Consider the following 18,147-nt stretch of genomic DNA (forward strand, 5'->3'; position numbering starts at 1 on the left):
AACTTCTTACGGCCCTGAGGTGCCCGGTCCTTGCGGATCTCGAACACTGCAACCCCTGAACGAGTCAGGCGTTGCAACCACCACTAGAACCCAAGGAGCGGGGCCTTCTGGTGGGTTCGGTCCGGTCCCGGCTCAGGGGGAGATCGCCCGGCGGACGGCGGCGATCAGCGACTCGGCGGTGGCCCGGTCCAGCGGTTCGCCGGTGATCAGCCAGTGGTAGACCAGCGGCCCGAACAGCAGGTCCCGGATGGTCTCCGCGGCGAGGTCCGGGTGGAGCGCTCCTTGCTGCCGGGCGCTCTCGATCGCCTCGGTGATCGCCGCGTCGCGCGGCTTCAGGTAGCGGTCGCGCAGCGGCTCCGCGAGCTGCGCGCGACGGCCGCTTTCGGCGTGCACGCCGAGCACGACGCGGCCGAGCGGTGACTCGGAGAGCTGGATCACGAACGAGATCGCCAGTTCGCAGAGGTCGCCCAAGGCGTCGCCGGTGTCCGGCACGTCGAGCGGTTGCACCGCGTGGGCGAGCGCGTGGACCGCGAGGTCGTCTTTGGTCGGCCACCGCCGGTACACCGTCGGCCGGCCCACTCCGGCTCGTGCCGCGACCGCCTCGATGGTGAGTTCGGCGTACCCGCGCTCGGCCAGCAGTTCGGCCGCCGCGTTCAGGACGGCGCGATCCACCTCGGCGCGCCGCGGCCGGCCCCGGCCGCGGCCCGATTCGTCCTTGCGCTCACCGGTCATGCACCCGATTATATTTACGATACGTCATGTAACGAAGACGAGGAGGCGGCGGTGCGCAAGGCGGTGTCCTCGGGCCTGTTCCTGGCTTGGCTGGCCAACGACGTCGAGGAGTGGTTCACGATGTCGCCGCGGTCGCAGGCCAACGCGGCGAAGCACGGCAAGCGGCTGCCCGGGCCGGTCTGGCTGCGAGAAGGGATATCGCCCGGACATGCCAGGGTGGCCATCTCGCTGATGGGGCTGATCATGCTCGCGGCGTCGGCCCGCGGCGCCCGGACCGGCGGCAGGTCGCCGTTCTTCCAGTCCGCGCTGGTCGGATTCGGTGTGCACGGGGTGGGGCACCTGGCGTTGAGCGCCGCGCATCGTGGCTACACCCCGGGCGTCGCCACCGCACCGACCGTGGTCATCCCGTACTCGCTGTGGGCCTGGCGCGAACTCGGCCGGGCCGGCGTCCGGCGGAACGATCTCCGCTCCTGGGTGGGCGCCGTGGCGCTGGTGCCCGCCTCGCTGGCCGCAGTGCACGGGGGTGCCCGCGCGATCCTCCGGGTGGCGCGCAAGGCCCGGTGATCAGCCGGGCTGAGGAACCGGGCATCCGCACGGCGCGGGGGAACCTTCGGCCGGCAGGACCTGTTCACGGGCGTCTCGCTGGACGAGTTCGAGGTCACCCGTCAGTTCGTGGAGATCATGCTCGACGTCTTCCCCGCGCACGACTACGAGCCGCTCCGGGGCTGGCCGAACGCCTCGGCTGAGCGAATCGCGGCCCCCGCTCCGATCCGAGTGGGGGCGCGATTCGCACCGGCGCTACGGGCGGGTGTTCACGAACTCCGCGAGGTCCGCCGACTGCTGGATCCGGGACTCCTCGTGGACGTACATCATGTGGCCCGCCGGGTAGTAGCGGACGTCGATGTTCTCCCGCAGCCGCTCCGGGATCGGCACCTGCGCCAGCACGTGCTCGGCGGCGAAGTACGGGGTCGCGCCGTCGGTGTAGCCGCAGCCGACGTGGACCCGCAGGTGCGGGTTGGCCTGGAACGCCGCGCCGAGCTTGTCCACAACGGACACGCTCGCGCCCTCGAACTCCTTGTACGACCAGGGATGCACCCGGCTGGACAGCGTCTCGTACGGCAGATCGCTGGCGTAGTCGAGCTCTTCGCGCAGGTAGTGGTTGATCGCCGCGGAGTAGGCGCCGCGGATGCCGGAGATGCTCGGGTCGTCGGTGAAGTGCTCCCCGGCGGCATCCCGCTCCCAGCCGGTGAACCGGCCGTCCATCCGGCCCACCGTCTCCCGCCGGTCGCGCAGCAGCTCGGTGAAGAACCGGATGTGCTCGATGCGCATGTTCGCGCGGTCCACGTAGTCCTCGGACAGCCCGGACAGCGAGGCGACCCGCCGCACGATGTCCTCGCGCTCGGACGCGCTCAGCCGCGCGCCGCGCGCCAGCGCCCACGGGTAGTCCTCGGCGGCGAACTTCTCCGCCTCGTCCAGCACCTCGCGCAGCGGCCGGTCGCCGTGCTTGCCGTGGTAGTGCGCGATCGCCGCGTACGTCGGCAGGAACAGCGAGTACGGCAGGTCGTTGCCCTCGGTGAACCGGATCGTCCCCATGTCCAGCACCGACGAGATCAGCAGCAGGCCGTTCGGGTAGAGGCCGTGCCGCGACTGGAGGTGCTCGGCGAGCGCGGCCGCCCGCAGCGTGCCGTAGGACTCGCCGGCGAGGTACTTCGGCGACATCCAGCGGCCGTTGCGGGTGGTCCACAGCCGGATCACCTCGGCGATGGACTCGATGTCCTTCTGGTATCCGTGGAAATCGCCGGGCGCGCCGCCCTCGACCGCCCGCGAGTACCCGGTGGACACCGGGTCGATGAACACCAGATCGCTGTGCCGCAGAAGGGTTTCCGGGTTGTCGGCCAGCCCGTACGGCGGCGGCGCGAGGTCGCCGGCGTCACCGGAGACGACCCGCCGCGGGCCGAGCAGTCCGACGTGCAGCCACACGCTGGAGGAGCCAGGGCCACCGTTGAACGCGAACGTCACCGGGCGGCTGCCGGGTTCGCCGTCGGCCACGTACGAGGTCAGGAAGACCTCGGCCTTCGGCTTGAAACCCTCGAACTTGCCGTCGGTGTGGACCTCCTCGCGCAGCACGATGCGGCCCGTCGTCGCGGTGTAGGCCAGTTCCGCGCCGTCGGCGGTGATCGTGTGGTGGGTGCTGACCAGATCGTCGACCGGCTCGGCCGGGGTGGTGGATTCCTGCTTCGCCTCGTCGGCCTTGTCCTCGCTGGCTGCCATGTCGCCCACATTACGTGCCGTCGAACGGGTTTTCTGCCACTTTTGAGAGGTGCCAGAAACGACCTCCCGGCTGATCGACGACCCGATCGACGACCCGTCCGCCGCGGCCCCGGGGGCCGCCGGCCTGGCCGGCCTGGACGAGCTGGTCACCCGCTGCACGGCCTGCCCGCGGCTGGTCGAGTGGCGGGAGGAGGTCGCGCGGGTCAAGCGCGCGGCGTTCCGCGACCAGGAGTACTGGGGCCGGCCGGTGCCCGGCTTCGGTCCGCCGGACGCGTCGATCGCGATCGTCGGGTTGGCGCCGGCGGCGCACGGCGGCAACCGGACGGGCCGGATCTTCACCGGCGACCGCTCCGGCGACGTCCTCTTCCAGGCGCTCTACGACGTCGGCCTGGCGTCCCAGCCCGAGGCGTGGCACATCGACGACGGTTTGACGTTGCACAGCACCAGGATCACGGCGCCGGTGCACTGCGCCCCGCCCGCGAACAAGCCGACGCCGGCGGAGCGCGACACCTGCCGCCCGTGGCTGGTCCGCGAGCTCGACCTGCTGCGCCGGACGCTGCGAGCGGTCGTGGTGCTGGGCGCGTTCGGCTGGCAGGCGCTGCTGCCGGTGCTGGCGGACGCGGCCTGGCAGGTCCCGAAGCCCCGCCCGAAGTTCGGCCACGACGCCCACGCGGAACTCCCGGCCACGGACGGCGGAGCACCCCTCCACCTCCTCGGCTGCTACCACGTCAGCCAGCAGAACACCTTCACGGGAAAGCTGACCCCGGCGATGCTGCGCGGCGTGCTGGAGCACGCGAAGGAACTCGCGAGGGTGGGGTGAGGTCCAGCATCTCCCAGGGCATAACGCTTGCCGTTATTAACGTGACGTTAAGCTGATGCTGCGATCTTTCGCTGACAAGGAGACCGAGCGTGTATGGCAACGGCGTCGTTCGCGGGTCCTCGACCCAAATGTCCAGCGGGCGGCTCTGCGCAAGCTCGTCATCCTTGACGCGGCGGAGACCGTGGAGGACCTGCGGGTCCCTCCGGGAAACCGGCTGGAGAAGTTGAATGGAGATCGAGCCGGTAAGTACAGCATTCGGATCAACCAGCAGTGGCGCATTTGCTTCGAGTGGACGTCGGCTGGTCCGGAGAACGTTGAGATCGTGGACTACCGCTGAAGGGAACGAGGATGTCTGACGAGTTCGTCATGCCTCCGGTTCACCCGGGGGAGGTCCTAGCTGAGGAGTACCTCGAACCACTTGGAGTCACTCAACATCGACTGGCCGTCGCGATTGGGGTTCCGCCCCGTCGTATCGACGAGATCGTGCACGGCAAGCGTGGAATCTCGGCTGACACCGCATTGCGGCTGGCGCGCTTCTTCGGTACGTCCGAGCGATTTTGGCTCAACCTCCAGTCGCGTTACGACCTGGAGCGGGAGAAGGATGCGCTCGCCGACACACTGGCTCGCATTCAGCCACTGTCTGCCTGACGTGAAGATGAGCCCGTCGCTGGCCGCGGGTTCGCCGCGACCGGCGATCTCCGCTCCGCCGCGTCGCTACCATCTGCCGATGGTCCGCAGCAGGAAGAAGGCTCGACGCCTCGTGATCGATGACGCGACCTTCTTGTGGTCGGTGCGTCACCAGCACCACGTCGAGCAGGACCGGGGCCAGGTCTGCCGCGAGGTCCTCGCGATCGGCCGTGCCGGAGCGCGTGGGCGAGTCCGGATCGTCTTCCGGGGAGGCGCCGGGCGGCTGGTCCCCGATGGCCTGCTGCACTCCGGAGGCGTTGGCACCGGGGGAAGCTGGCTCAACCTGCACGAGCCGGGCACCGTGCGAGCCCTGCTCGACGAGGCTTTGGCCGGCGGCTGGGACCCGAACGATCCGTCGACCGAGCAGATCGACGGCTGGCTCCTGTTCGACGCGGTGTCTGCGCGCCGGAACTGACCGTGCCCTGGCGAACGGTTCTGTGAACACCTCGTTACGCGTCGAGGCCGGTCGGCCGGTTCCTGGCAGCATGTCGGGATGGCCGCGAAATTGGTGGTCCGGGACGCCGAAGCCGGTGATGCGGAAGCGATCGGCGAGCTGTTCCGGGGGTACGTCGAGACAACGGTGACGACGTTCGAGGAAGTGCCGCCGACGGCGCAGGACTGGCGGGGCAAGATCGGCGCGGTAGCGCGAGACGGCTGGCCGTTCCTGGTGGCAACGCTGGAAGACGATCTGGTCGGCTACGCCTACGTGTCGCCGTGGCGTCCCAAACCCGCCTACCGCCACACCGTCGAGAACACGATCTACCTGCACCCGGACCACGTCGGGCGCGGCATCGGCCGCCACCTGCTCGGCGAACTCCTGCGGCGCGCGGCTGCGGCGGGCGCGCGCCAGGTGATCGCCGTGATCGCGGATACCGGTAATCCGGCATCGGAGGCGCTGCACCGCAAAGCGGGGTTCGACGTCGTCGGGAAGCTGAACGAGGTCGGCCACAAGAAGGGGAAGTGGATCGACACGACCCTGATGCAACTCGGCCTGACGCCCCAGAACACCCGCTGACCGGCCTCCGGAGACGTTCCGCGTGACCGGGCGAAGAGGTCGGCCAACGCATGAGGCCGAGGGCGGAACGGTAACGTACCGAGAGTGATTGATCAGCTACGCATGGTATCGGCGGAGCGGGAACTTCGCGTCGGCGTCTACGTGGACGCTTTCAACGTCTACTACGGAGCACGAGCGGCATGTGGACGCGGAACGGCTGGATGGAGATGGCTGGACCTCGCTGCTCTCGCGAAGGCACTGATCAATCCACGGGTCTGGCCGAATGCCCGCCTGGAGACGGTGGTCTACTGCACCGCGCCGCGCGATCGAGAAGGTGACGACTCCTCGCTTCGCGATCAGCAGACCTACATCGGTGCGTTGCGGAGCTGCATCCCGGAGCTCGTGATCGTGAACGGGAAGTACGTTCCTCGCGTGAAAACCGGCGTGCTGATCGAGAGGGCTCAGAACGGGCGTCCGCAGCGCAGGGTCCCGGCCCCGCCTGCTGATCGGCTTCCGGACTGGTTGCCCGCGGAGGCGGTCGAAGGTCCAGGCGGAGATCCGGAGCTGTTGGTTTCGGTCAGCACGTTCGAGGAGAAGGGCTCCGACGTCAACGTGGCCTCGCGGCTGCTCATTGATGTCCTGTCGAGGCGTGTGGACGCGGCGATGGTGTTCTCGAACGACAGTGATCTGCACTATCCGTTGCAGCACGCGCGCTTCCACGTGCCGGTTGCGACGATCAACCCGAGCGTCAAGGCCACCGCGATGGATCTCAGGGGCAACCGCGATGATGGGGCCGGCGGCCATTGGTGGCGGCGGTTGCGCCCCGAGGATTTCTTCAAGAGCCAGCTTCCGGACAAAGTCGGCCCGTACATCAAGCCGTTCGGTTGGTGACACGCGTCGGCAGAGTTGACGCCAACGGCGCCGACGGTATAGTGATCGTCATACCACCCGGTTCTCTCGCTCGCGAGGGGCCGGGTCTTTTCATGTCACGTCCGGCCGGACAGCGGAACTCGCCCTCGTGGCCGCCCGCGAGCTTGGTTGCGAATGGCGCCGGTCCGGGCCAGTAGTGCTCGCGATCGGTTCCGGTCCGGTGGGGGCGATCTTCCCGGAAGAATTTTCGCGGGCGCGGGCATCGGCGCTCAAGATTCGGTAAGGTGGCCTGAACCAGCCTCCATGACACCCCGGTGATGTCACTCTGACGTCACCCGCCGCCGCTCTTGCGGTGTGCGTACGCAGCGCGTTTGTTCGTGCACAACGCGTTGACCGTGATCGATGCCACCCGCGACTGGCGTCACATTAAGGGGGGTCGGCGCAGCGCGAATACGGTCAGTGGTGCGACCATGAGCGCATGGCTGGTAAATCCGATCCCACGCGGATTCTCATCCTCGGCGGCGGTTACGTCGGCATGTACACGGCACTTCAGCTGCAGAAGAAGCTGGGTCGCCGCGAGGCCTCCGTGACGGTCGTCGATCCTCAGCCGCACATGACCTACCAGCCCTTCCTCCCGGAAGCGGCCGCGGGTTCGGTCGAACCCCGCCACGTGGTAGCGCCACTGCGACGAGTGTTGAAGCGGTGCCATGTGGTCACCGCCGCTGTCACCGAGATCAAGCACGACGAGAAGGTCGTGACGGTCGAGAACCCGCAGACCGGTTCCGAGGACATCGCCTACGACGTGCTGGTCGTGGCGCTCGGTTCGGTTTCGCGGCTGCTGCCGATCCCCGGCCTCGCCGAGGAGGGCATCTCGCTGAAGACCGTTGGCGAAGCCACCTACCTGCGCAACCACGTGCTGGGCAAGATGGACGCCGCGGCCAACACCGACGACCCCGAGCTGCGCAACCGGCTGCTGACGTTCACCTTCGTCGGCGGCGGCTTCGCAGGCGTCGAGGCGCTGGCGGAGCTGGAGGACATGGCCCGCTACGCCACGCGCTACTACGACAACATCAAGCCCGACGACATGTCCTGGGCGCTCGTCGAGGCCGCCGGCCGGGTGATGCCCGAGGTCAGCGAGAAGATGGGCGTCTACGTCGTCAAGGCCCTCGAAGAGCGCGGCATCAAGGTCTACCTGAACACCTTCCTGAAGTCCGTCGAGGGCGGCCACGCGGTGCTCTCCGACGGCACGGAGTTCGACACCGACACCCTGGTGTGGAACGCGGGTGTGAAGGCCAACCCGGTGCTGAAGAACAGCGACCTGCCGCTGGACGAGCGCGGCCGGGTCAAGGCCACCGCGCACCTGCAGGTCGAGGGTCTGCCCGGCGTGTGGGCGGCCGGTGACTGCGCCGCGGTCCCGGACCTGTCCAAGACCGAGGAGAACCCCGGCGCCACCTGCGCTCCTTCCGCGCAGCACGCGGTGCGGCAGGCCAACCAGCTGGCCAAGAACATGCTGGCCTCGCTGCGCGGCAAGTCGACCAAGGAGTACCGCCACGCCTACGCCGGCTCGGTCGCCGGCATGGGGCTGTACAAGGGCGTCGCCGACGTCTACGGCTTCAAGGCCAAGGGCTTCATCGCTTGGTTCATGCACCGCTCGTACCACGTGAGCCGGATGCCCACGTTCAACCGCAAGCTGCGCATCATCATCGACTGGACGCTGGCGTTCCTGTTCAAGCGCGAAGTCGTGTCGATGGGTCAGATCCAGAACCCGCGGGCCGCGTTCGAGCGGGCCGCCGAGAGCTGACCGGCGCCGAAGGACCGGGCACTCGCAGCTACGGGGCCGCGTGCCGGAATGGGCACGCGGCCTTCTTGTTCTCGACGCCGTGCTCCGTGCGGGCTATCTGGAGGGCGGCTAACCTTGACAATCCGTAGCGGGAAATCGAAGACTATAGCGAGTTCGTCACCTGAAAGGATGCGTCACACGGGGGAAGGGGTGAATCCCTTGACGCTGAAAGAACTTGCCGCCCTTTTGCGGAGCGGCGCAGTTGAGGAAGGTCCGCTCGCGGACTTCGCCGAGGACTACCAGGAAGCATCCCGGGTCTTCCGGAAGAAGGACGACTGAGCATGGACGAGGCCGAGGGACGGCCCGCCGACCTCGGAAACCCGCCCGGGGCGGCCGCCCAGCCGTTCCTCCGTCCGACCCCGATGCTGCTGCAGGGGCAGGACTACTTCTTCCGCTCGCCGGACACGCTGCTGGACTTCCAGGAGCGGATGTTCGGCGCGGACCTCGTCGCCGATGAGCCCGGCGACCCGGTGCCGTGCGTGCTGGTGCTGGCTCGCGCCGCCGACATGGAGATGAACGAGCTGTCGCTGGCGCTGGCTGAGCACGACATCCGCATGGTGCGCATCGATGCCGACCGCAGCCTGGACCTCGCCCTCACCATCTACACGGACACCCCGCTGATCGAGTTCCAGCGCTGGCTGCTGCGGCCGGTCCTGGTCTGGCGGCGGCACTTCGACATCAGCGCGATCCCGGTCGACCCGACCACGGTGCACGGCGCCTACGTCCGCGAGCAGTGGAGCGCGGTCGCGAACTGGCTCGCCTGCCGGAGTGACTGGGATCAGGTGAACTCGGTGCGCTCCACCGAACACCTCGACCGGCTGACGCAGCTGCAGGGCGCTTCGGCGGTCGGCCTGCGGGTGCCCCGGACCGCGGTGACCACCATGCCCGGGCGGAGCCGTCCGGGCGGCGGCCGGTGCATCGTCAAGACGGCCGGGCACCACCTGCTCGAACCCGAGCCGGGCGCGCTGCGCGGCCTCTTCCCGCGCCCGCTGGACATCCGGCTCACCGGCGAGGCCCGCGAGCCGGCGCCGGTGCTGGTCCAGCAGTACCTCGACGCGGATCACGAGCTGCGCGTGTTCGTCATCGGCGATCGGGCGATCGGCTTCCGGGTGCAGAAGCTGGACCCGGCGCAGCTGTGGGTCGATCCTGATTCCGTCGTGGTGGAACGCGTGGAGGTGCCCGAGGACCTGGTCCAGCGGCTGTTGGCGCTGTGCCGGCAGTGGCGGCTGGACGTGGCCGGCTTCGACTTACTCGGAGTCGGCGGCGAATGGGTGTTCCTCGAGGTCAACGTCAACTGCGACTGGCGCTGGTTCGAGCACCGGGCCGACTGCGCGGACGTCTCGACCGCCGTGCACGACTGGGTGCGGAGCCGCTTCACCGAGCTCTCGACCGCGAAGAACGGCTGGGGGAGCTGGTGACCGAGCGCCCGTCGGAACGCCGAGGTGTCCTTCGGCGGTTCGAGGGAACCGAGCGAAGCGCCACTGCGTCGTAACGTGTGCGGCACCCACCGCGACGAGTAGTGCTGACCGCCCCCGTAGCCCAACTGGCAGAGGCAGACGACTTAAAATCGTCCAAGTGTCGGTTCGAACCCGACCGGGGGCACTCATCATCCCAGGTCAGGACGCTTTGATCTTGTGTCCTGGCGAGACGGCTTCAGGGCTGGCCATGCTTTACCCATGCTTTTCGGCTAGCAAGGAGTTCGGACAATGGGTCGACCGCGCCCTCCAGCGCAGCATCCGCCGCAAGATCAATGCGACGCGGCTGGCTTCCTGCCTCGCTGTTCATGTCCGCGACTCTCCCTGGTCTCCCAATGTCAAGCATGGCCGAGCGGGCCGCTTGAGCAAAGCAAAGCGGCGGAGGATTGCCGCAAAGCAGCGGGAACTGCCTTTTCGTGCAATCGAAACGCAGGTCACCAAGTCCGGGACATCGTCTCCTCGTGCAGCCTCAGGGCGTCGGCGACGACGTCAAGGAATGGTTGACTTCGGACCCATTCAGTCGAGCGGGACCCCTCGCCGGTGCGTTCGTCGATCCGCTTCTGCCGATGTGGTCTGTTGCGGGACCGATCACCGTTCGCTGCGGGAGCCGACGACTTCGGCGAGCATCGACAGTCCACGGTGGACTTCGGTGAAGCTGGTGCCCAGCGGCGCCAGGCCGATGCGGATGCCGTCGGGAGCGCGGAAGTCCGGGATGACGCCGCGTTGCCAGAGCCGGTCGTTGATCTCGCGGAAGTCCTCTCGGCGCAGCGTGATGTGGCCACCTCGGCGTTCGGGGTCGCGCGGCGAGGCCAGTGCCACGCCGTGGTCGAGCAGCCAGGCGTCGACCAGTTCGAGGGCGTAGTCGGTCAGCCGGAGCGATTTGGCGCGGACCGCTTCGATGCCGGCCTCTTCGAGCATGTCGAGGCCGGTCAGCAGCGGCAGCATGCCCAGGATCGGGGGAGTGCCGCTGAGCATGCCGCGCACACCGTCGACGGGTTGGTACCCGGGATCCATCGCGAGCGGGTCGCGGTGTCCGATCCAGCCCCAGATGGGTTGTCGCACGTGACCGTGGTGACGCCGGTTGAGGTAGCCGAACGCGGGGGATCCGGGGCCGCCGTTGAGGTACTTGTAGGTGCAGCCGACGGCGAAGTCGGCGTTCCAGGAGTCGAGGTGGACGGGGACGGCGCCGACCGAGTGGCTGAGGTCCCAGAGCACCAGCGCGCCCGCGTCCTGGGCGGTGCGGGTGATCGCTTCGGCGTCGGCCACGTACCCGGATCGGTAGGCGACGTGGCTGAACACGACGAGTGCGGTGGTCGGGCCGACCGCGCCCGCGACCTGTTCGGCGGTGATGCCCTCGGCGGGGTCGGTGTCGATCCACCTGAGGTTCAGGCCTCGTTCGGCGGCGATGCCTTCGAGGACGTAGCGGTCGGTGGGGAAGTTGTCGGTGTCGATGACGATCTCGTCGCGGCCTGGCCGGGCATCCACTGCGGCGCGGGCGAGCTTGTAGAGCAGCACGGTGGTCGAGTCGGCGACCAGGACCTGACCGGGCGCCGCGCCGAGGGCCACCCGGCCGAGGCGGTTCCCGATCTCTTCGGGCCAGTCGAACCAGCCGTCGGTCCAGCCGCGGATCAGCTGCCGCCCCCACTGCTCGCGGATGAAGCGGTCCATCCGCTCGGCGGTGGCCAGGGCGGGGCGTCCCAGGGAGTTGCCGTCGAAGTAGGCGACGACATCGCTGTCCTCCGGGATCAGGAACCGGTCCCGGAAACCGCGCAGCGGATCGGCTTCGTCCAGAACGCGTGCCTTCTCCAGGAGATCGGCGTGCCTGAGCATGTGTTCCTCACCTTCCGATGACGGATCAGGCGGGGAGGTCCGGGGCGACCGGATCCACTACCTGTGCGGAGCTGAGCGAGTCGGCGAAGCGCGAGGGGGCCCGGTCGAGCCCGCCGGGAACCCAGCACGGTGGGACCGGGCTGCGCAGATCGGTCATGGCGGTGAGCACGTCGTCGGGCGCGAGCCCGGCGGCCAGCAGCGCGGTGACCTCGCGGGGGTTGACGCCCTGCGGTAGCGGTCCGTTGCCCAGGTCCGTTCCGTAGTGGATGGTTCCGCCGTGCTCGACGAAGCGCCGCAGGTTGTCCGTCGCCGTGCGCAGCTGCGGGGTGTCGGTCCCGAAGGCGTGGATGTCCAGGGTGCTGATCCAGCTCATCCGCTGTGCCGCATCGGCGAGGAGCCCTTCATCGACGCGTTCTGTCCACGGGGTGTGCGCGAGCCGGTCGATGCCGTTGTCGTAGGCCTGCCGCATGGTGCCTTCGCCTTCGACGTGCGCGATGACGGGCAGACCGGCGTCATGTGCGGCGGCGACGATCGCCGCGAGCGCGGAGTCCTGGAGCACGGGGCCCGCGTCGGAGTTCAGCGCGACCTTGATGGCATGCGCGCCGACCTGCTGCTGCTCGCCCACAGCGGCCTCGGCGTCGAGCGGGGAGAGCACTTCGCGGAAACTCCCGGCAGCGGCCCAGGACCTGTCACTGGGATAGCCGCGCGGAGCGGTCAGGAAAGCACCGACCACCCGCGCCCTCGGCAAGGTCGGGTCGTCGACGCGCAGGGCCTCCAGCACTTCGGGGGCGCTGCCGAGATCGTGCACTTCGGCGATCCCCCCGGCGCGAACCGAACGGAGGTCCACCAGCCCGGAGTGCACGTGCGCATCGCGCAGTCCAGGAAGGACGGTGCCGCCGAGTCGTCTCGTCCGGGCGCTGGGCGGAACATCTTCGGCGGCGACAGGCGTGGAACCGGCAGGTTCACCGTTGCGGAGGAGCAGGGCGCACCGGCCGAACCAGCGGCGGGCTCCCCACCAGGCGGAGTCGGCCAACAGCCATTCTTCTGCGATTTCCATGTTCTCCAGCTCCATCCCCGTGCGCGTTGCGAAGCAGGTCACGCCGCGCTTCTCGCGGGAGCGGTGTGCAGCTGGAGCCGCCGCAGCAGCGGTCCCGTGACCGCCGTGGTCACCAGCGCCATGCAGGTCAGCATGGTGAACAGGCGAGGCGACAGGACTCCGAGGGACAGCCCGATCTGCAACACGATCAACTCGGTGACGCCCCGGCAGTTCATCATCAGCCCCAGGCCGGCCGACGACCGCCAGTCGTGGCCGAGCAGCCGGGCGAAGACCGCGACACCTGCGATCTTGCCCACCGCCGCGACGACGATGATCAGCGCGAGGAGCCCCCAGTCCGCGGGCCCGCCGATGCTCGCGAGATCCAGCTTGAGCCCGACCACGGCGAAGAACAGGGGGAGCAGCAGCCACATCGTCAAGCCCTCGATCTTGCCGAGCACCTCGCGGACCGTGGCCGAATCGCGCGGCAGGACCAGACCGGCCAGGACCGCTCCGAAGATCGCATGGGCACCGATCGAATCGGTGATCCACGCGGAGGCGAACACGCAGCACAACAGGAACGCGGCCACCGCCGTGTGACCGGACCGCTCGAACGCCGCCACCAGCCGGGGCATCGCGGGACGCGCGAAGGCGATCAGAGCGCCGCCGTAACCGATCACCAGCGCGCAGGCGATGAACGCCGACAGGAGCGATCCGTTGCCGATCACCGCGCTGACGACCATGAGCAGGCACCACGCGATGGCGTCTCCCGCTCCTGCCGTGGCCAGACCGAGCGTGCCGACCGGCGTGTCCGCCAGCTTCTGCTCGTGCAGGATCCGCGCCAGCACTGGGAAAGCCGTGATCGCGAAGGCCACGCCGACGAAGAGCACCAGCGCCAGCAGAGGCGTGCCGTTCGCCCGGTAGTCGCCCAGCGCCCAGGCCGCGAGCAGCGCGCCGAACAGGAAGGGGATGACGGTGCTCACCTGCGCCAGCGCCAGCGCGGTGCCACCGCTGCGGCGGAGCAGGTCGAGCGGCATCTCCCTGCCGACCAGGAACATGAACAGGATGACGCCGAACTGCGACAGCGTTTCCAGCGAGGGCACCACGTCCGCGGGGAACAGCCACGCCGTTGCCTCCGGGAGCAGCAGCCCGAGGACGGAGGGGCCGAGGATGATCCCCGCGGTGATCTCGCCGACCACGCTCGGCTGGCCGACCAGCCGCAGCAGCGCGCCGAACAGCCTGGTCACGGCGAGGATGACCGCGATGGCCAGCAGCAGCCGGTGCCCGCTGGACACGATCGAATCCGCTCCCGGCAGGGCGGCGACACCGTTGCTCCCCAACGACTGGACGAGCGCGACGACCGCGACGAGGGGCAGCACCACCAGGAACAAGTAGCCGGGCAGGTAGCGGGTGCCGGCCGGCAGCCGGGGCGGCAGGCGAGTTTCTTCGTTGTTCACGCGGTGGGTCCTTCACTGCGGGATGCTGCTCGGCTGGTTGTTCGCGGCCAGGGGCAGGACGGCGTGGGCGGCTGCCGATGGCGCCGCCCGGTCCGGTCGGCTCAGTCGCCTTCCTGGTCGCCGGCTTCGCGCAGCACCACCAGGGACAGGTCCTGGACGGTTCCGTTCATGAATTCGGACATGGGGAGGGAGACCCCGTAATCCCGTTCGACGTCGTGGCGCAGCCTGATCATGCGCACCGACTCCATGCCCAGACCGATCAGCGGCTTGTCCTCGGGCAGCGATTGCCAGCTCACGCCCAGCGCGGATGCGATCCGCCTGCGCAGCTCCGTGGTGACGGCGGATGCCCGGACCTCGGGCGGCATCGCGAGCAGCAGGTCGCCCATGGCCGACCTGGCGGTGGTGGGCTCGGCGGCAGGCGCCACCCGCGTGCTCGTCGCCAGCGGTACGAGCTCGCCGTTGAGGTAGGACTCCCGGCAGCCGCGCCGCCGGACCTTTCCGCTCTGCGTGCGCGGGACCGCCGCCGGCTCGACGAGGACGACCTCGTGCACCTCGACCTGGTGCGCGCTCGTGACCCCCAAGCGGATTCGCTCGGCGAGGTCGGCCAAGTCGGCGTTGGCGCTCGACTCCACCGCCTGCACGACGACGAGCCGCTCCCCGTCCTCCGAATCGACCGAGAAGGCCGCGACCGGGAGGCTCGCGAGCGAGGGGGAGACCTGCTGGGCCGCGCCCTCGATGTCCTGCGGGTACAGGTTGCGGCCGTTGATGATGATCAGTTCCTTGAGCCGGCCGCAGGGCACGAGGTCGCCGTCGTGGAAGAACGCGAGATCGCCGGTCCGGACGAACGGGCCGTCCCCGTCGGCCAGGGTGCCGCCGAAGGTCTCGGCCGTCTCCGCCGGCCGGTTCCAGTACTCCTGGCAGACGACCGGGCCGCTCACCCAGACCTCGCCCACCTGGCCCGCGGCGCACTCGGTGCGGGACTCGGTGTCCACGACGAGCACGCGCCCGAACGGCCCGGCGCCCCCGCAACCCACGAGTTCTTGCGCCCGCGCGGAGCCCTCCGCCGGCACCAGCTCGGCGCGACCCCGCTCCAGCTCGGCGGCATCGACCGCAACGCTGAGCGCGTCGGGTTTGCGCTTGCCCACGACGATCTGCATGGTCTCGGTGAGGCCGTACGCCGGGAACAGCGAAGTGCGCCGGAAACCGGCCGACCCGAAGGAGCCGACGAACCGTTCGAGGGTGGCTTCCTGAACGCGCTCGCCGCCGATGAGCGCGACCTCCCAGCCGGACAAGTCGAGCTCTGCCCGCTGGTCCTCGCCGATCAAGCTGCAGCACCGCTCGTACGCGAAGTTCGGGCCACCGCTGAACACCGGTCCCTCGGTCGCCGAGATCGCCGCCAGCCACCGGAAGGGATCGGCGACGAAGTCCTCCGGCGTCATCAGCACGGCCTCGCCGCCCGCCAGCTGCGCGAGCAGCACCTGTCCGAGCCCGAGCGCGTGGAGCGACGACATCCAGCACACGACGTTGCCGCCCGCCGGGAGTTCGGTGAGCGCCCGGAAGTTGGCGATCTGGGCCGCGAGGTTGCCGACCGACACCGCCACGCCCTTCGGCCGGCCGGTCGATCCCGAGGTGTACTGCAGCAGTGCCAGGTCATCCGCGACGGCGCGGGGCGGAACCCAGAGCCGTGCGTGGTCCTCGCCGAGTGCATCGACGTTGAACCACACCCCGGGCGGCGTTAGGTCCCCCCACCTGTCGCGCAATGCCGGCGCGAGATCTTCGGTGGTGAGCACCGCTGCAACGTCGGCGTCCGCAGCCATGGCGATCAACCGGTCGGCTGCGTCCTGCGTGGCATCGCCGATGTCCGGCGAGCACGGCACGGCCGCTACGCCCGCGTACAGGCATCCGAGGAATCCAGCGAGGAAGTGCGGGCCGGGCGGCAGCAGCAGCAATGCCCGCGCGCCTGCAATGCCCTCCTGCTGCAGCGCCGCCGCGACGGAGCGCGCCCGCAGGTCCAGCTCCTCGCGGGTGAGGACCACGCCGCGCTCGCCTGGCGCGTGACCGGGAGGCAGGAATCGGAGAGCCGTGGCACCCGGCGCGCGCTCGGCGTTGTCCCGGAGCACCTCGAACAGCGAATCGATCCGGGCGTCCGGGCGGCGCGCGGCGAGATCGGTCATGCCCAGGCTCCTGTCCATCGGTTGCGTGCCACGTGGCATGCCGAGGATCACCAGCGCGGGAGGATCTGACCAACCCCGGAAGGAGCCGCCGAACGACTACGGGTGGGGTAGCCGTTCGGTGACACTCCATTGGAATACACCGGTCGGGGACTCCCCTGTGATGCCGCCGCACCAGCACTTCGGTGCCCATCGCGCGACGTCCCAATGCCTATCTCGGGGGCGCCATTCAGGCACTCGCGGACCCGGCGCGGCTCTATATCGTCTTGATCGGCAGTCCGTCACGGCGAGTGGACCGACGACCGAAGGGACCCACCTGATGGCAGACAGCGTGCCGGCCAATACCCTCGACAACCCGGTACAGCAGGACGCGGCAGCGTTCAAGGAACTGATGAGCGCGTTCCCCAGCGGCGTCGCCGTGGTCACCGTCACGGACCACACCGGCGAACCCCACGGATTCACCTGCTCATCGCTTTGCAGCGTCGGCTTGGCGCCACCGACGCTGCTGATCTGCGTCTCCAACCGCAGTGGAACTCTCGCCATCATCCGGGACCGGGGTCGATTCGCGGTCAACCTGCTCCACAGCCAGGGACGCCACGCCGCAGAGGTCTTCTCCTCGGGCGCCCCCGACCGGTTCTCCTCGCTGCCCTGGGCGCCGACCCAGCGCTTGGGTCTTCCCCATCTCGTGGAGCACGCCCATGCCATCGCCGAGTGCGAGGTCACCACGACCACGGTCGCCAGCGACCACGTGATCGTGGTGGGCGAGGTCGCGGCGGTGACGTACCGCCAGGAGCCGCCGCTGCTGTACGGCCTGCGGCAGTACGCCACCTGGCCAACGGCGGTGTGAGGGGCACTGCTGGTGCGGCCACCACGCGTTCCGCACCGGCACAACGCCCTCCGCCGGGGATGCCGATCCGGCGCACCGGCAGCGCGTGATCAGGGCCGACCACCTCCGCTGACCTCATCGGCTGCCGAGCAGGCGGGGGAGCCCCGGCCGGGTCACGCTCTGAGCGAAAGTGGGCGGGGTTCGGCGTTCCTAGCCGCGCATGTTGGTTAGGGTTGGTCACGTAATGTCGCAAGATCAGTCAGTCCTGACCGGGCGGCATGCGGTACGGGCGACGAGAAGGTAGGTAGACGTGACGCACGACCACAAACTGAGCATGCGGACCGGTGGTCTCAACCTGACCGACTCGGTGTACGAGCGACTGCTCCAGGAACGCATCGTCGTGCTCAATTCCCAGGTTGACGACGACGCGGCGGGCCGGATCACCGCACAGCTGCTGCTGCTGGCGGCCGAGGACCCGAAGTCCGACATCCGGTTCTACATCAACTCGCCGGGCGGTGCGGTGTCGGCCGCGTTCGCCATGTACGACACGATGCAGCTCATCGAGCCGGACGTGGCGACCTTCGCGCTGGGGATGGCGGCTTCCGCGGGCCAGTTCCTGCTCTCCTCGGGGACGCCGGGCAAGCGGTACTCGTTGCCGCACGCGCGCATCCTCATGCACCAGCCGTTGGCCGGCGTCGGTGGTACCGCGTCCGACATCGCCATCCAGGCCGACCTGTTCGTCAAGCAGAAGCACGAACTGGCCCGGCTCACCGCGGAGCAGACCGGCCAGCCCATCGAGAAGATCCTCGCGGACGCCGACCGTGACCGCTGGTTCACCGCGACCGAGGCCCAGGAGTACGGCCTCGTCGACCACGTGGTGAGCCGCGTGTCGATGTCCGGGGCGGCGAACGCGGACAGCTGAGCCGAGATCGGTCAGCATGTAACTGCGCCTTCCCCCCGCAGGCCGGCGTCGGCACGACCACGCTGCATTGGGCGAGCTGGGACCGCTTCCGGGCGGTCGCCGGGGTCGGCGTGCGGGGCCGGGTGGGGCATGCGGGTGCGGAGCCTGGCCGGTGCCGGGAATCCGGCCAGAGATGACCTCATCCGGCTCAGGGCCTCGCGTGCTCGTGAGCGAGCCGCG

The 18,147-nt window shown here is 69.2% G+C and carries 17 protein-coding genes and 1 tRNA gene; 12 read left to right on the forward strand and 6 right to left on the reverse strand.

The annotated features are described in order from the left end of the window. Window positions 1-132: 132 nt before the first annotated feature. Complete coding sequence (locus AC07FN_RS39835) at window positions 133-732, reverse strand: TetR/AcrR family transcriptional regulator (RefSeq protein ID WP_478400321.1); 600 nt, start codon at window positions 730-732, stop codon at window positions 133-135. 51 nt (window positions 733-783) lie between these two features. On the opposite strand from AC07FN_RS39835, the gene AC07FN_RS39840 reads away from it, so the two are divergent. Next, the gene (locus AC07FN_RS39840) at window positions 784-1,296 is read left to right on the forward strand and encodes an HXXEE domain-containing protein (protein WP_478400322.1); all 513 of its coding nucleotides are present in this window, start codon (window positions 784-786) and stop codon (window positions 1,294-1,296) included. Between the two features lie 234 nt (window positions 1,297-1,530). Here AC07FN_RS39840 and AC07FN_RS39845 read toward each other — a convergent pair whose 3' ends face one another. Next, complete coding sequence (locus AC07FN_RS39845) at window positions 1,531-3,003, reverse strand: S10 family peptidase (RefSeq protein ID WP_478400323.1); 1,473 nt, start codon at window positions 3,001-3,003, stop codon at window positions 1,531-1,533. Between the two features lie 124 nt (window positions 3,004-3,127). Here AC07FN_RS39845 and AC07FN_RS39850 point away from each other — a divergent pair, with 124 nt between their 5' ends. From AC07FN_RS39850 to AC07FN_RS39890, 9 genes are all read left to right on the forward strand, one after another. Beyond that, window positions 3,128-3,823, forward strand: coding sequence for a uracil-DNA glycosylase (locus AC07FN_RS39850; protein ID WP_478400340.1), 696 nt, complete (start codon window positions 3,128-3,130; stop codon window positions 3,821-3,823). Between the two features lie 55 nt (window positions 3,824-3,878). Next, a complete protein-coding gene (locus AC07FN_RS39855; RefSeq protein WP_478400324.1) occupies window positions 3,879-4,160 on the forward strand; it encodes a type II toxin-antitoxin system RelE/ParE family toxin in 282 nt (93 codons plus the stop codon). 11 nt (window positions 4,161-4,171) lie between these two features. Next, window positions 4,172-4,471, forward strand: a complete 300-nt coding sequence (locus AC07FN_RS39860) for a HigA family addiction module antitoxin (protein ID WP_478400325.1) — start codon at window positions 4,172-4,174, stop codon at window positions 4,469-4,471. A gap of 79 nt (window positions 4,472-4,550) precedes the next feature. Continuing rightward, window positions 4,551-4,925 (forward strand): hypothetical protein, encoded by a 375-nt coding sequence (locus AC07FN_RS39865; RefSeq protein ID WP_478400326.1) that lies wholly within the window; start codon window positions 4,551-4,553, stop codon window positions 4,923-4,925. 78 nt (window positions 4,926-5,003) lie between these two features. Then, window positions 5,004-5,525, forward strand: coding sequence for an N-acetyltransferase family protein (locus AC07FN_RS39870; RefSeq protein ID WP_478400327.1), 522 nt, complete (start codon window positions 5,004-5,006; stop codon window positions 5,523-5,525). A 141-nt stretch (window positions 5,526-5,666) separates the two neighbouring features. Beyond that, on the forward strand, window positions 5,667-6,395 hold the full coding sequence (locus AC07FN_RS39875) for a PIN domain-containing protein (protein WP_478400328.1): 729 nt from the start codon (window positions 5,667-5,669) through the stop codon (window positions 6,393-6,395). 457 nt (window positions 6,396-6,852) lie between these two features. Beyond that, the gene (locus AC07FN_RS39880) at window positions 6,853-8,175 is read left to right on the forward strand and encodes an NAD(P)/FAD-dependent oxidoreductase (RefSeq protein ID WP_358581414.1); all 1,323 of its coding nucleotides are present in this window, start codon (window positions 6,853-6,855) and stop codon (window positions 8,173-8,175) included. Between the two features lie 320 nt (window positions 8,176-8,495). Further along, window positions 8,496-9,632 carry an ATP-grasp domain-containing protein gene (locus tag AC07FN_RS39885; protein WP_478400329.1) on the forward strand — a complete coding sequence of 379 codons (1,137 nt, stop codon included), beginning with the start codon at window positions 8,496-8,498 and terminating at the stop codon, window positions 9,630-9,632. Window positions 9,633-9,742: 110 nt separating this feature from the next. Further along, a tRNA-Leu gene (locus AC07FN_RS39890) sits at window positions 9,743-9,816 on the forward strand. A gap of 461 nt (window positions 9,817-10,277) precedes the next feature. On the opposite strand, the gene kynU is transcribed toward AC07FN_RS39890, so the two are convergent. The 4 genes from kynU to AC07FN_RS39910 form a co-directional block, all read right to left on the reverse strand. Further along, a complete protein-coding gene (kynU, locus tag AC07FN_RS39895; RefSeq protein ID WP_478400330.1) occupies window positions 10,278-11,519 on the reverse strand; it encodes a kynureninase in 1,242 nt (413 codons plus the stop codon). A gap of 25 nt (window positions 11,520-11,544) precedes the next feature. After that, complete coding sequence (locus tag AC07FN_RS39900; RefSeq protein ID WP_478400331.1) at window positions 11,545-12,576, reverse strand: amidohydrolase family protein; 1,032 nt, start codon at window positions 12,574-12,576, stop codon at window positions 11,545-11,547. A 38-nt stretch (window positions 12,577-12,614) separates the two neighbouring features. Then, window positions 12,615-14,009, reverse strand: a complete 1,395-nt coding sequence (locus tag AC07FN_RS39905; protein WP_478400332.1) for a cation:proton antiporter domain-containing protein — start codon at window positions 14,007-14,009, stop codon at window positions 12,615-12,617. A 101-nt stretch (window positions 14,010-14,110) separates the two neighbouring features. Next, window positions 14,111-16,183: an AMP-binding protein gene (locus AC07FN_RS39910; RefSeq protein ID WP_478400333.1), complete on the reverse strand. Its 2,073-nt coding sequence runs from the start codon at window positions 16,181-16,183 to the stop codon at window positions 14,111-14,113. A gap of 316 nt (window positions 16,184-16,499) precedes the next feature. Here AC07FN_RS39910 and AC07FN_RS39915 point away from each other — a divergent pair, with 316 nt between their 5' ends. After that, a complete protein-coding gene (locus AC07FN_RS39915) occupies window positions 16,500-17,027 on the forward strand; it encodes a flavin reductase family protein (RefSeq protein ID WP_478400334.1) in 528 nt (175 codons plus the stop codon). A gap of 313 nt (window positions 17,028-17,340) precedes the next feature. Further along, window positions 17,341-17,928, forward strand: coding sequence for a ClpP family protease (locus AC07FN_RS39920; protein ID WP_478400341.1), 588 nt, complete (start codon window positions 17,341-17,343; stop codon window positions 17,926-17,928). The last annotated feature ends 219 nt before the right edge of the window (window positions 17,929-18,147 follow it).

Source organism: Saccharopolyspora sp. NPDC045941, from assembly GCF_056431445.1.